9 protein-coding genes and 1 pseudogene are annotated in these 12,861 nt (G+C 68.9%); 3 read left to right on the forward strand and 7 right to left on the reverse strand.

The genetic code is table 11. The annotated features are described in order from the left end of the window. Positions 1–170: 170 nt before the first annotated feature. The gene (locus OHA11_RS26450) at positions 171–3,317 is read right to left on the reverse strand and encodes an NACHT domain-containing NTPase (protein ID WP_266500424.1); all 3,147 of its coding nucleotides are present in this window, start codon (positions 3,315–3,317) and stop codon (positions 171–173) included. Between the two features lie 185 nt (positions 3,318–3,502). Between OHA11_RS26450 and OHA11_RS26455 the strand changes: the two genes are divergently transcribed. After that, positions 3,503–5,131: a carboxylesterase/lipase family protein gene (locus tag OHA11_RS26455; RefSeq protein ID WP_266500428.1), complete on the forward strand. Its 1,629-nt coding sequence runs from the start codon at positions 3,503–3,505 to the stop codon at positions 5,129–5,131. A gap of 194 nt (positions 5,132–5,325) precedes the next feature. On the opposite strand, the pseudogene OHA11_RS26460 reads toward OHA11_RS26455, so the two are convergent. Beyond that, positions 5,326–5,655: pseudogene (locus OHA11_RS26460) on the reverse strand (STAS domain-containing protein); the annotation flags it as partial. Positions 5,656–5,862: 207 nt separating this feature from the next. Between OHA11_RS26460 and OHA11_RS26465 the strand changes: the two are divergent. Next, positions 5,863–6,348: a helix-turn-helix domain-containing protein gene (locus OHA11_RS26465; RefSeq protein WP_266500431.1), complete on the forward strand. Its 486-nt coding sequence runs from the start codon at positions 5,863–5,865 to the stop codon at positions 6,346–6,348. Between the two features lie 21 nt (positions 6,349–6,369). Here OHA11_RS26465 and OHA11_RS26470 read toward each other — a convergent pair whose 3' ends face one another. Genes OHA11_RS26470 through OHA11_RS26480 form a run of 3 tightly spaced genes read right to left on the reverse strand, consistent with a single transcriptional unit; the run spans position 6,370 to position 8,643 of the window. Beyond that, the gene (locus OHA11_RS26470) at positions 6,370–7,503 is read right to left on the reverse strand and encodes a YhcG family protein (protein ID WP_266500433.1); all 1,134 of its coding nucleotides are present in this window, start codon (positions 7,501–7,503) and stop codon (positions 6,370–6,372) included. A gap of 46 nt (positions 7,504–7,549) precedes the next feature. Next, positions 7,550–7,747 carry a DUF397 domain-containing protein gene (locus OHA11_RS26475; protein WP_266500436.1) on the reverse strand — a complete coding sequence of 66 codons (198 nt, stop codon included), beginning with the start codon at positions 7,745–7,747 and terminating at the stop codon, positions 7,550–7,552. A gap of 8 nt (positions 7,748–7,755) precedes the next feature. Continuing rightward, on the reverse strand, positions 7,756–8,643 hold the full coding sequence (locus OHA11_RS26480) for a helix-turn-helix transcriptional regulator (protein ID WP_266500439.1): 888 nt from the start codon (positions 8,641–8,643) through the stop codon (positions 7,756–7,758). A gap of 335 nt (positions 8,644–8,978) precedes the next feature. Between OHA11_RS26480 and OHA11_RS26485 the strand changes: the two genes are divergently transcribed. Further along, positions 8,979–9,359, forward strand: a complete 381-nt coding sequence (locus OHA11_RS26485; protein WP_266500442.1) for an ATP-binding protein — start codon at positions 8,979–8,981, stop codon at positions 9,357–9,359. A gap of 139 nt (positions 9,360–9,498) precedes the next feature. On the opposite strand, the gene OHA11_RS26490 is transcribed toward OHA11_RS26485, so the two are convergent. Both OHA11_RS26490 and OHA11_RS26495 read right to left on the reverse strand, forming a co-directional pair. After that, positions 9,499–9,975 (reverse strand): spore-associated protein A, encoded by a 477-nt coding sequence (locus tag OHA11_RS26490; RefSeq protein ID WP_266500444.1) that lies wholly within the window; start codon positions 9,973–9,975, stop codon positions 9,499–9,501. Positions 9,976–10,174: 199 nt separating this feature from the next. Continuing rightward, on the reverse strand, positions 10,175–12,739 hold the full coding sequence (locus tag OHA11_RS26495) for an NACHT domain-containing NTPase (RefSeq protein WP_266500447.1): 2,565 nt from the start codon (positions 12,737–12,739) through the stop codon (positions 10,175–10,177). Positions 12,740–12,861: the final 122 nt, after the last annotated feature.

The raw sequence follows: 12,861 nt of genomic DNA on the forward strand, positions 1-12,861 counted from the left end.
TGCGGACATGGCTCGTGGTGCATGCTCGTGGGCGTGTGAGGCCACAGGGAAGCGAAGAGATTACTGGTCGGTAACTGTAGGGCGCCCGGGTGGGGTTGGGCTAGGCCCTGGATCCCGCCGGACAAGCCGGAGAGCCCCGCGGAGAGGCCGGAGATCCCGCCGGACAGGTCCTAGAGGATGGTGTCCGTCTTCAGGACGGTGTGTGAGTCCGGGAAGCGGGCGAGGATATGTTCCGGTACCTCGGTCGTGTCTGTGGCAAGGGCGAAGGTGATCGAGCGCAGCCCGGGAAACAGGGTCGATACCGCCGAGAGATCTTCGTTTCCGGTGAATTTGTTGAGGCGGAGTCGCCTGACGCTCGGTAGCGCGGGTCCTTCTGTCCATGGGGCCGTGGCCCAGTCGAGGCGCAATTCCTCCAGTTCCGGAAGCAGTGCCACCTCTTCGCGGTCCTCGGGAGTGAGCGGTTCGGCCAGTTCCGCCAGGCTCAGCGTCTGGAGCGAGCGCATACGGCGCAAGCCGCGCAGTCCCGTGAACCGGAGGGCATTCTCGGCGAATCGCAGATAGGTCAGCGTCAGTCCCTGGGGAAGCGCGGTGTCGAGAGAACTCCCCAGGAGCGGGACGGCGGTGTCGAGTTCGCGCAGGGTCGCCGATGCCGAGAGCGGCGCCAGCGCATTCGGCCTTTCCAGACCGGGCATGAGATCCAGCGAAAGCCATTTCAAAGGCAGTTCGGCCAGCGGGGTCAGATCCCTGACATTGGGGCAGCCGCTGATGTCCAGACGCCTGAGCCCGCGCAGCGCCGAGAGACAGTCCAGGTCGCGCAGTGCGATGTTGAACCGCATGGCGAGCAGCATGGTGGTCTCCGGGGTGAGGAAGGGCCTCAGGTCCGCGGGCTCGATGTCTCCGGTGAGCTGAAGCCCGCGCCGGCCCCCGAGTGCGTGCAGGAAGCGCAGCTGGGCCGCCGAGTGGACGGCGAAGTAGAGGTCGTCCTCGGGGAGGTGGGCGATGACTTCGGTGGCGTACCGGTCGGAGTCGAACCGGCGCCAGGACCAGGTGAGTTGGGCGCGCACCGGCAGCGAGGGGTGGCGGCGGAAGCGGGCCAGGACCGGGAGGGCCGCGTCCGTGCCGATGAGGGACGCGGTGACGACGACGGCCCGGGCCTCCGCGTCGGACAGCCCCTCCGGACCGGGCAGCAGCTCCAGGACCAGCGGGCCGACCGAGGCCAGCTCCCTGGCCTCCGCCACCGTCCGTGGCGGAATGAGCGCGGCGGCCTGTTCCTCCACGGCGGCCCGGACCCGCGGGTCGAGTTCCGTGGCGTGTTCGAGGCCGGCCAGGGCGAGGAGGCGGATCCGGGTACTCGCGGCGGGGTCGGTGTGTTCGGCGGCGGCCGTCAGCAACTGGCCCAGGAATTCGGCCCGTTCGCGCGGGCGGGCGTGGGCGACGGCCATGCGGATCACGTCGGACCACTGGTGGTCGGCGGCGTTGCGGACGAGGAGCCCGAAGTCGCCGTCCTCCACCGCCGCCTTCGCGCCGAGGTAGTCCTGGAAGGTCCGGTGCACGAACTCGACGGTTCCCAGGACCGGTTCGCGCAACAGCCCGCTGCGTACGAGGAGATGGCGGTAGACCGCGGGGGCGTCGCCCTGGCTCGCCACGGACGGCAGGGAGGGCAGCGCGTCGGCGATGATGCGCTCGGCGCGCTCGCGGTCCATCTCCAGCCGGGCGTTGCGCACGAGCCAGTAGGCCAGCCGCTGGAGGAGCTGGATCTGCGGGAGTTCGGTGAGCCGGATCGCGTCGGGTGATCCGTGCGGTCCCCCGGGAATCCCCTCGGGGATCATGTCCCGCTCCTGGTCGCGGCGCGAGAGCAGCATGGAGAGGGCGGCGTCGTACAACTCCTGCCGCCCGTGCGGAAGATAGCCGCGCCGGTCGCGGTGCAGGGCGCAGACGAGGCCGCACATCAGGGGGTTGGTGGCGAGCCGGCCGAGATCCGGCTTCGTGCGTACGGCGTCGAGGAGCGAGGTCTCGTACGCGGTGAGGCGTTCCGTGTCCGGGGCGTCGATACGGGCCGCCGTGTGCCAGCGCTCGATGAACGCCGTGACGTCCGCGTCGCTCATCGGCGCGAGCGCCAGCTCGGTGAAACCGTCCGCGGCGAGCCAGTCCTCACGTACGGCCGCGGGACGGGACGTGACCAGCCACTGGTTGCCCGGATAGGCGTCGATCAGGTCGCGCAGCCAGCGGCGGGTGCGCTCGCGGTCGGGTTCCGGGATCTCGTCGATGCCGTCGACGAGCAGCAGCCCGCGGCCCGCCGAGAGCACCCGGTCCGGCCAGCCGTCCGGGGCGACGCCATGGAACGGGACGCGTACGGCGGTGAGAAAGTCGGTGGGCGCCGGCAGTCCGCCGGGACGCCGTACGAGCGTCCGCAGCGGCAGGACGAACGGGATCCGGTCCCCGCGCTCGCCCCGCGCCGCCGTCACGGCGAGCCACTGCACCAGCGTCGTCTTGCCCGAGCCGGCCACGCCCCGCAGCAGCACCAGGTCCTGTTCGGCCAGCGCCGCCTCGGCGGGCAGCGAGGTGCCGGGCGAGGCGAGGTACCGGCCGTCCTCGTCACTCGTCGCGGGGCGCAGGGCCTGGAGGGTGAGGTAGGCGGCGTCCAGCGGCCAGCGGTCCGGGGTGTTGGCCAAGTCGATGCCGTAGATGGTCAGTTGGCTGTGCTTCGTGGCCGTGTACGCGAGATAGCGCTGCTCGAACGTCGTGTCCCCGTCGCCGGGCCGTGGCGTCCGGGCGATCAACTCGTCGATCTTGGCGATGAGTTCGGACTGGCGCCGGGTCTGCTCGACGAGCGTCCGGGCCACGAACGTCGAACGCTGGGTGAAGAAGTGCAGGATGTGCAGACAGGCCGTGTCGAGGAGCCGTTCGTAGAAGAGCGTCGCGTCGAATTCGAGGTCCCGGTCCGGGTTTCCGGCGGCATGGCGGAGATGGAGGGCGAGGCCCGAGTGGCCGAGTGCGACGGCCTGGGCGTCCGTCATGGTGATGTCGCCGAGGGCGTGGAGAGTGTCGGCCAGGGCGTGGACGACGGGTTGCTCGTCGGCGGCGGGGATGGGGCGTTCGTCGGCGTCCTTCAGCGCCCGCTTGACCAGTTCGGCGGCGAGCCTGCCGACGTCCTTCTCGCCGAGCGTGCGCCGCTCGCCCTTGAAGGAGACGCGGGACGAGATGCGTACGGGCCGGTCGACCAGCCCCGCGCCCGGCCCCTCCGGCACGAAGAGCTTCTTGATGAGCGGCGTGGCCACGCTGGACGCCAGCCGCACTCCGACGGTCGCTGGTTCCATGGCGCTCCCCCGAGGGCATGGTGGGTGGTCGGTCGGCCAGCGTAGCCGCCGGGGCGCTCCCCTGGCAGTGGATCTTGGGGCGATCCCGGGGTGCTCTTGGAGCGATCTCGGGGCGACCTTGGGGGGCGATCCTGGGGCGGCAAAAACCGGTGGCCGTGGCGTCCAGTTGAGCGGGATGATCCGCGATGACCGAACTGTCTGCAGAGGGGGCCGTGATGGGCGTCGACGAACCCGAAGTCCGTACGACAGCGGGCGTGGTGCGGGGAGCCGGAGAGGCGTCGGGATCGGCGGTGTTCAAGGGGATCCCGTTCGCCGAACCACCCGTCGGCGCCCTGCGGTTCGGGGCGCCGCGGCCCGTGCGGAGTTGGGACGGCGTACGGAAGGCGGTCGAGTACGGGACGCCGCCTCCGCAGTCCGCGGCGTTCGGCATGGACGCGCTGGTGTCCGGCGACGCGGTGGACGAAGGGGACTGGCTGAGCCTCAACGTCTGGACGCCCGATCCCGCGCCCGGCGCGGGACTGCCGGTGATCGTCTGGATGCACGGCGGCGGGTACGTCATCGGGATGTCGGGCCTGCCCGAGTACGACGGCGGCCGGCTGGCGCGGGAGGGTGCCGTCGTCGTGGTGACGCTCAACTACCGGGTCGGCATCGAGGGGTTCGCGCACATCGAGGGAGCGCCCGCCAACCGGGGCCTGCTCGACCAGGTCGCCGCGCTGGAGTGGGTGCGGGACAACATCCGTGCCTTCGGCGGCGATCCGGACCGTGTCACGATCGTCGGCCAGTCGGCGGGCGCGGGTTCGGTGGCCGCGCTGCTCGCGATGGAGCGTGCGGCAGGGCTGTTCGGGCGGGCCGTCGCGCAGAGCGTGCCCGGTGTGTTCTTCTCGCCCGAGCTCGCCGCCGACATCGCCCGGGAGTTCGCGGCCGAGCTGGGCGTGCGGCCGACGGTGGAGGGCCTGGGGGCGGTGGCGCCGCGACGGCTGCCCGCGGTGGTGGACGCGGTCGGCGCGAGGGGCGGGGAGTTCGCGGAGCGGTGGGGGCCGGCGGCGCATGCGTTGATCCCGGTTGCGCCCGTCGTCGACGGCGAGGTGCTGCCCCGCGCCCCCTGGGAGGCGCTGGCCTCCGGCGCGGGCCGGGACGTCGAACTCGTGGTCGGCCACACGCGTGACGAGTTCCGGCTGATGATGATGCTGCGTGGACTGATCGGTGAGGTGACGGAGGATCAGGCGGAGGCAGCGCTGCGGACATTCGGGCCGGGAGGCTCTGTGGGTGACTCCGGGGGCGGTTCTGCGGCTGGTTCTGCGGCTGGCTCCGGGGGTGGCTCGGCGGGCGGCTCGGCGGGCGGCGACGCCTACCGTGCCGCGTTCCCGGCCGCGAGCGCCGAGGAGCTCTACGAACTCGTCCAGTCCGACTGGGTGTTCCGCATGCCGTCACTCCATCTGGCCGAGGCACAGATCGCGGGCGGCGGTCGCGCGCACGTCTACGAGCTGGTCTGGGAGGCGCCGGGCATGGGCGGAATACTGGGCGCCTGCCACGGGCTCGACGTGCCGCTGGTGTTCGGCAACCTCGGCGAAGGGCTGCCGGCGCTGCTCCTCGGCGAGGAACCGCCCGCGGCGGCAGAGGAGTTGTCACGGCTGGTCCGGGCGGCCTGGACCGGGTTCGCGGCGGGGGAGAAGCCGGGGTGGTCCCCGTACGACATCGAGCGACGGTCGGTCCGACTCTTCGACGCGATCCCGAGTGAGGCGGCGTATCCGGAGGAGGTGTCGCGGGGGCTCTGGCGGGAGCATGTGTTCGGGGCGCTGCCGCTGCGCGGCTAGTCCCGTGAACGGGTGCTCACCGGGTTGACCTGAGGTGAGGCGCGGCTCGCGGCCGGTTGCGGCCCGAGTCGCGCCGCGTATCGAGATCAGAGCAACCCGTGTTGCCGACACCAGGTGTCGATGCCGCGGCTGTCGCTCTCGGCTTGGCCCGCGTCTTTGTCCTCACTCGCGCGCTCGATGGCCTTTCGCCAGGACTCGTCGTCGGTGATCGCCTCCGGGACCGAGGGATGGATCGAGAAGACCCGGTGGAGACCGGTGATCCGGAAAATCCGGAGGAGCCGGTCATTGTCGATCACGAGCGTGAGCGAGCCTTCCCGCATGCGGAGCCGCTTCAGGCTGCCCACCAGAGCGCCCAGGCCGGTCGAGTCCAGGAACTCCACGCACCGCATGTCCGCGATGACGTGACGCGTGTCCTTGTCGAGGAGATCGATCACGCCGTCACGGAGTTTCGGAGCCGTGTACACGTCGATTTCGCCGCTGATCCGGAGGACGGCGCAGTTGCCGCCCGCAGTGATGGAACTCAGGTGAAAATCCCGCACTTCAGCCCCCGTTGCCTCGCGGTCCGATGGTCCGTAACTGTGGATGAGTCACGTCATTGTCATTGTGTGGAGTGACGATGAGTCGCATGGAATTACAGTAGGGCGTGCATCGAGGTTTGTCAACGCCAGCGTTGCGCTGTCATCATCTATAATGACGCATGGGGTTGTGGGGGATGACGCGAGGGAGTAAGGGTGCGGGTCGAAGAGGCCATCGGGCAGCAGATCGCTCGGTTCAGGGAAGCGCGGCGACTGTCGCTCACCGAACTGGGTGAGCTCATGGGGCGATACCTGGACCGGCCCTGGAGTCGACAGGCCGTCCATCAGGCCGAGCGGGGCCGCCGCGCCTTCACCGCTGCCGAGTTGACCGCCATCGCCCTGGTTCTGGACACGTCGATCCCGGCTCTGTTCCTCGCGGAAAGCGAACCGATCGAACTGCCGGGCGAGACCATCTCGCCCGAGGAGTACCGGGGAGTCCTCCTGTACGCGGGCAAGGACGCCCCCCTTGACGGAGTCGAAGAGCTGATCGTGGCCCTGCACGACATCGGAGAGGTCCTGGCGCGGCCTTCCCTGGCCCGCCTCGCCAGGATCGGAGCCGCGGCCGAGCAGGTGGCTGCTCCGGCGGCGGAGCGGGGGGTGGGGGCGGCCGAACCCAGGGGGCCGGAGCGGTCGCGGCGCTAGGCGTTCCGACGCCTGTATTTCTCACGGCTCTTGCGCCTGCTGCGCCTGCTGCGCCTGCTGCGGCTCCGGCGGCTTCGGTGGCTCCGACGGTTCTGGCGGCTGTACGGCGTCGATGGCGTCCTGGACGACGCGGTTCAAGTCCTCCTCTGTGGGGACGAGTTCGCGGTCGGCGGGGGACAGAGTCGAGTAGTTGGTCACGGCGAGTGGGTTGTTGCTGGCGTCGAGAGCGAGCTGAACGGCCGCCTTGTTGTGCCGGGTTCCGACGAGGAAGCCGATCGTCGGGTCGTCGCGCTCCTCGTCGCGGACCATCTTGTCGACGACGCTCACATAGAAGTTGAGCTTGCCGACGTGTTCGGGGCGTACGTCCTTCGTCTTGAGCTCGAAGACGAAGTAACGGTGCAGTTTGAGGTGGTAGAAGAGCAGGTCGATGCGGTACTCCTCGCCGCCGATGAGTACGGGGTACTGGCGGCCCACGAAGGCGAACCCGACGCCGAGTTCCGTGAGAAAGCGGACCATGTTGGCGACGATCGCCTCTTCGAGCTCGTGCTCGGCGTGGTGCTTGTCGAGGCCCAGGAAGTCGAGACGGTACGGGTCTCGGGCGAGGTCCTTGAGCGCGGCGGAACCTTCCGGGACGGTCACAGCGAAGTTGGTGGCGGCCGAGCCCTGCGAGAGGTGCAGATCCTGGTGGACGAAGCGGCTGAGGAGGTCTCGGGACCAGCCGTTCCGGACGGCTTCTGTGGCGTAGAAGTCCAGGTCGGGGCGGGTGTCGAGCTTGTCCAGCAGGAGCATGATGTGACCCCACGGCAATTGTGCAGCAGGCTGCTGCACAATTGGCTCCGGCCAGGTGCGGGCCAACTTGTGCATGTACATCAGGTTGCGACGGGAGAAGCCCCGCTGGTTCGGGAACGCCGCCTTCAGGTCCGCGGCGAGCCGTCCCACGACTTTGGTGCCCCAGCCCTCTTGTTCCTGGCGGGCCAGGATGAGCTTGCCGATCTGCCAGTACATCTGGACCAGTTCGGTGTTGACGGCTCGTTGAGCGCGGAGGCGTGCGCCCGCGACTGTTTCCTTGACCTCGCCGAGAAGGTCCCCGTACCAGGAGGGCAGGGTGCCGAGCTGGGCGGGGATGGTGGCTTCGGCCTCGGTGTTCCTGTGCATGGGGTGAGGCTTGCGCACGGTGATCTTTGGGTGGGGGCGAATGGGGTCAGGTCACCCGAACGTGTGGGTTTGCGGTGAGTGTTCGTATGAGGGCCGCGAGAGTGGCGGGTGTGGTGGTGAGGCTGACGGTGGGGGTGTCGCTTTCGCGGAGGTGGATGGTGCCGGTGGGGGTGGCGGCGACGTACAGGCAGTTGTCGCCGGCGCCGTCACTGAAGGAGGACTTCTGCCAGGTGAGTTCAGTCATGGCGCTCCCTAGTACGTGTAGAGGACGTGGTGGATGAGCCCCCAGGAGTCCCGGTGCTCGTGACTGCCGGGAGGGCCGTCTGCCGTCACTGGTGAGAGGGCGTTACGGCTGAGGGTGTCGAAGGTGCCTTTGTAGCGGGCGATGGACTCGGCGTCGCCCAGGCGGAGGGGTTCGGCCGGGTGTTCAAGGATGACCGTCTCCAGTCCGTGGGCCGTTGAGTCGAGGACCAGGAGTGGCGTGCCGAACCAGGCATGGGCTCCAGCGTCGAACGGCAGGATCTGGATGGTGGTTCCTGGGCGTTGCGCGGCCCGGAGCAGATGGGTCAGCTGGCCGCGCATCACCTCCGCGCCGCCGACGGTAATGCGCAGAGCTGCCTCGTGGATGACAGCGTGGGCTTTGGTGGGGGAGTCCTCCGAGAGGATCTGTTGGCGTGCCCGGCGGTAGCTGACCAGAGTCTCGATCTCGGCCGGAGAGGCGCCGGGGCGCGATCTGAGGAACAGGGCTCGCATGTAGGCCTCGGTCTGAAGCAGACCGGGGATCAGGAGGGTTTCGTAGCTCTGGATTCCGGTGGCGAGGGACTCCAACTCGGCCAGGTCCAGGCTGCGTTGGGGCAGCGTCTTGCGGTACTCGGTCCACCAGCCCTTGCCTTTGCTCGCCGCGAGGTTCACTAGAGCCTCGATGTACTCCTCATTACTGCATCCGTACGCCTTGGTGAGGTCGCGAAGGCGCTGGGCCGGGATTCCGGTGCGACCGGCCTCGATGTGTGTGAGGTGAGGGCCGCCCATAGCGATCAGGCGACTGCCCTCGGTTACGGAAAGTCCCGCCTGCTGGCGCAACTTGCGCAGCTCGGCCCCGACTCGTCGCTGGCGCTCGCTGATGTTGGTTCGCAGTGCCACGTGCAACCTTCCCCGCTTGGTTGAGCCCAAGTGTGTCGACGTGGTGCCGCTTGGTCCACTCGTTACTGGAAGCAGGTTGCAGAACTGTGGAGTCAATCCCTACTCTGAGTACGGCGACGCTCACGCAGAGATGTCGGAAGCCTCGCTGTCGACGTATGCGCATGCGCGCGCCGTGTCGTGGAAGAGCACCGCCGGATTCTCGGGCCCATTCCGGGTGGGCCCGTGGCCCATGGGGGCGGTAGAGCCACCGCGACCGGCGCCCGTCGACGAGCCACAGGCATTCCGAGTGCTTCCCGGATCCACGTCCAGCGTTCAGCGCCCTGGAGGCGTCAGCCATGGAACTTCCGCTCAGCTACTCCCTGTTCACCCCTGCCGTCGTGACCTCGCCAAAGGTCTGCCGGGACTTTGTGCGTTCCACCTTGAAGACGCTGGGGCTCGGCGAACTCGCCGACACGGCCGCGCTCTGCACCTCCGAGCTGGTGACGAACGTGCACCGGTACGCGGAGGGCGACGTACACCTCAGAGCGGCCATCGAGCCGACTCATGTCCGCGTCGCCGGGTACGACGGGAGCACGCGGCTGCCCTCGCCCCGCCGGGCGTCGGCCGGAGACGACGGCGGGCGGGGTCTGTTCCTCGTCACCGCGCTGTCGGACGTGTGCGGGGTGACGCCGACGGAGCAGGGTAAAGGGGTGTGGTTTCAGCTCAATCGGCGCTGATCGTTTCCCGGCCCGGGACGCCGAAGGAGCCGCACACCGAAGTGTGCGGCTCCTTGTTGGGCGACGCCCGGCGGTCAGGGTCGGCCGGCCGGATGCCCGGTCTGGGCTGGTCAGTCCCAGCCGGACACCCGGTCGCGGATCAGCCGCAGTGGCCGGTGCCCTTCGTGGAGTAGGTGGTGATGCCGCCCTCCCACGTGACGCACTCCCCGGGAGCCTCGATGTAGACAGGCCCCGCGTACGTCGTGAAGCGGCCCTTGTCGGTGGCCGTTCCGCCCGTCTTCGAGCTGAGGCGGGCGAACATGTTCACTGCCGCCCCGGGGCTGGTGCGGACGGTGACCACGCAGTTCTCGCCGGTCGTGCTGTTGTAGGTGAGGAAGGTGGTGCCGAGGTTCTCCATGTTGGCGGAGTCGATCACCTTGTGACCGGCACCGCAGGCGCCGTTGTACTTTGCGACCGGGGCCTCCGACGGGGCCGTGACCGGGGCCGCCTTGGCCGCCATGGGCGCCGACGCGGAGGCCGACGAGGGTGCCGACGCGGAGGCGGGCGCCGCGAAAGCGAGGGCACCACCAGTGACGGCGACGACGGCGACGGCGGCTGCGTGACGGACGAGCTTCATTTCTGTTCCCCCAGTTTGGTGTGGTCGTGCGGTTTGGTGCTGTCGTGAATCTGTTTCCGATGGCGCGTCCGGCCGGTCATTGCCGTCCGCCCCATGCAAGGTGAGACCAGGGGACCCGGGGGTTGGTTGTGGCCTCTTTTGTCACCGTTCTGTCGCCACATGTCACCGTTCTGTCACCACGCGGCTCGCGTACGCAGGGTCAACTGGGCCGGGAGCGGGGGGTGATGAGTTCGATCCAGGGCGGCACCTGCCGCGCTGTGAAGGCGCTCACCTCAGTTGCCACCCGGACTCTCTCAAGACGGGGAAACGCCGAGAGCCATGCCAGTCCCTCGACTGGATGTGGTGTTTCCAGGAAGAGACGGACGAGTCGCTCCCGCACGATGAGTTCCGTGAGGTCCTCGACCCGGTAGGCGCCGAGAACTCGTATGTCCTCCCAGCCGCCGAGAGCACGGAGCGTACGGAGATCCTCGGCGCCGCGTACGGTCACGCGGCGCTGCTGTGGCAGATGCGCGAGGATGTCGCGCGCGTAGAGGGCTCGATCGAAGCGCGGCCAGCATGCGGCCAGCGTCGTCTGGACCTCCGGGCTCGGGTGTTCTCGGAAGCGGGTCAGGAAGTGCAGTGCGGCCTCGTTGCCCAGGTGGCTCGCTGCCTGAACCACATGGTGTGCCGTCCGGCCGTCCACTCTCTCCGGACCCGGTAGGAGAGCGAGCACCAAATCACCCCCGGCCCGTCCCAACTCCTCGGCTTCCGTGATCGAGCGCGGCGGGATCAGCGACCCGACCCCCTCCTCCACAAGCTCCCGCACAGAAGGCTCCACCTCCGCCGCGTACCGCAACCCCGCTGCGGCCAGCAGTTTCCCGCGTGGCATGCCTCGTCCCACCAGCCGCCGCAGCATCTGCTCCGCCTCCTTCGGCCGTGCGTGCGCGATGGCCAGCAGGATGACGTCCTCCCATTCGTCATGCTGCGAGTGGTTCACCAGTAGATCGAAGTCCAGCTCCTGCACAGCGAGACGTCCACCCAGGTAGTCCTGGAAGGTCCGATGCAGGAAGTCCACCCGTCCGTCGGCCGGCTCGCGCAGCAGCCCAGACCGCAGCAGGAGTGACCTGTAGACGTCCTCGGCGTCGCCGTTCAGGCTCATCGACGGCATCGCCTGCCCGATGATGTGCAACGCGTCCGAACGGTCCATCTCCGCCCGGCTGTTGCGGATCAGCCACCACGCCAGTTTCTGCAGCAGTTGCACCTGGGTCGCGTACGGGATGCGCAGCCCGTCGGGGTGGTCCAACTCCCGCTCGCGGTCCCGCCGTTCTAGGAGCATGGTCAGGGCGGCCTCGTACAGGGACTTCCTGTCCTGCGGCAGGAAGCCGCGCCGGTCGCGGTGGAGCGCGCAGAGCATGCCGCACATCAGCGGGTTGGTGGCCAGCCGGTTCAGCTCGGGCGTGGTCCGCACTGCATGTAGCAGTGAAGTCCCTTCGGTCTCGTCCACTCCGGCGGCGCGGTGCCAGCGCCGTACGAACGTGGCGACATCGTCGCTTGCCATGGGGGAGAGCGTGAGTTCGTGGAAGTCCGCCGTACCCAGCCAGCTCTCCGGGACGGCCGACGGGCGCGAGGTGACGAGCCACAGGTTTCCCGGGAAGGCCCGGGTCAGCTCGCGCAGCCAGCGCCGGGCCGCGTTCCGGCGGTCACCGGCGATCTCGTCTATTCCGTCGACCAGGAGAACACCTCGCCCGGCCCGGAGCACCCGCTCCGCCCAGCCGGTCGGCTGCTCCCCGGTGACCGGGCAGCCGACGGCCTTCAGGAAGTCCCCAGGGATGGGAAACTCCGTCCCCGGGCGCACGATCCTGCGCATCGGGAGGACGAACGGCACCCTCCCGATGAGGTACGCCAGACCGTGGTCGTACGAACGACTCGCCGTTGTCACCGCGAGCCATTGGACGAGGGTCGTCTTTCCGGAGCCCGCGACCCCGCGCAGCAGCACTTGGTCGTGCTGCGCCAATACCTGCTCGGAGGACACCTGAAGTCCGCCGCCCAGCCCGCCGCCCTGTCCTGCCGGCTCCCGCGTCGCTTCCAGGCTGAGATACGCGGTGTCGAGCGACCATTCGTTCGCTCCGGCATCCAGTCCGTAGATGGTCAGCGTTCCGTACCGTCCGGTGATGTGGTCCGCGTACCGCTCCTCGAACCCCGCGTCCTCGGCCGACTGTGACGGCAGGCGCTCCAGCAGGACGTCCACGGCCCGTACCAGCTGGGCTAGCTGTCGACTCTGCGTGGTCTGCTGCCGGGCGATGTACGTGGAGCGCTGGGTGAAGAAGTTCAGGATGTGCAACGCAGCCGTGTGGAGCAGCTGCTCGTAGAAGAGCTCCCCGTCGCGGCTGAGCCCATGGGAGATAACGGCCGCGTGGGAATGGAGCGTGCGAGCGAACTCCTCAGGCCCGAGGTCCACGGCTTCGCAGTCCTCGATCGTGATGCTTCCGAGCGCGGCGAGTGAATGCCCGAGGGCATGGGTGACCGCCGTCGCCTCCTCGGCCGTCACCGGCGGTTCGCTCCGCTCGGCCGTGCTGAGTGCCCTGCGGACCAGTTCCGTCGCGATCTTCTCGGCGTCCTTCGGCGTGACGCTTCGCTTCTCTCGCCCGAACGACACCAGCGCCGATATCCGTACCGGCTTGCTCACCAGTCCGGCCCCCGGCTGGTCCTTCACGAAGAGCTTCTTCACGAGCGGTGCGACCGCGCTGGACGCGATGCGGGCCCCTAGCACTCCGACGTCAGCCATGTACCGAGCGTAGGTGAACCATCTGGCCCCCTGTGTAGCCCCCGCCACATTCCCAGGGCCCTGGATCCCGCCCTCCGGTGACATGACGCACAGGCGAAATGTCCGGTACTAGGGCGAGTAGT

The organism is Streptomyces sp. NBC_00878, from assembly GCF_026341515.1.
In the GTDB taxonomy this organism is placed as follows: Bacteria; Actinomycetota; Actinomycetes; order Streptomycetales; family Streptomycetaceae; genus Streptomyces.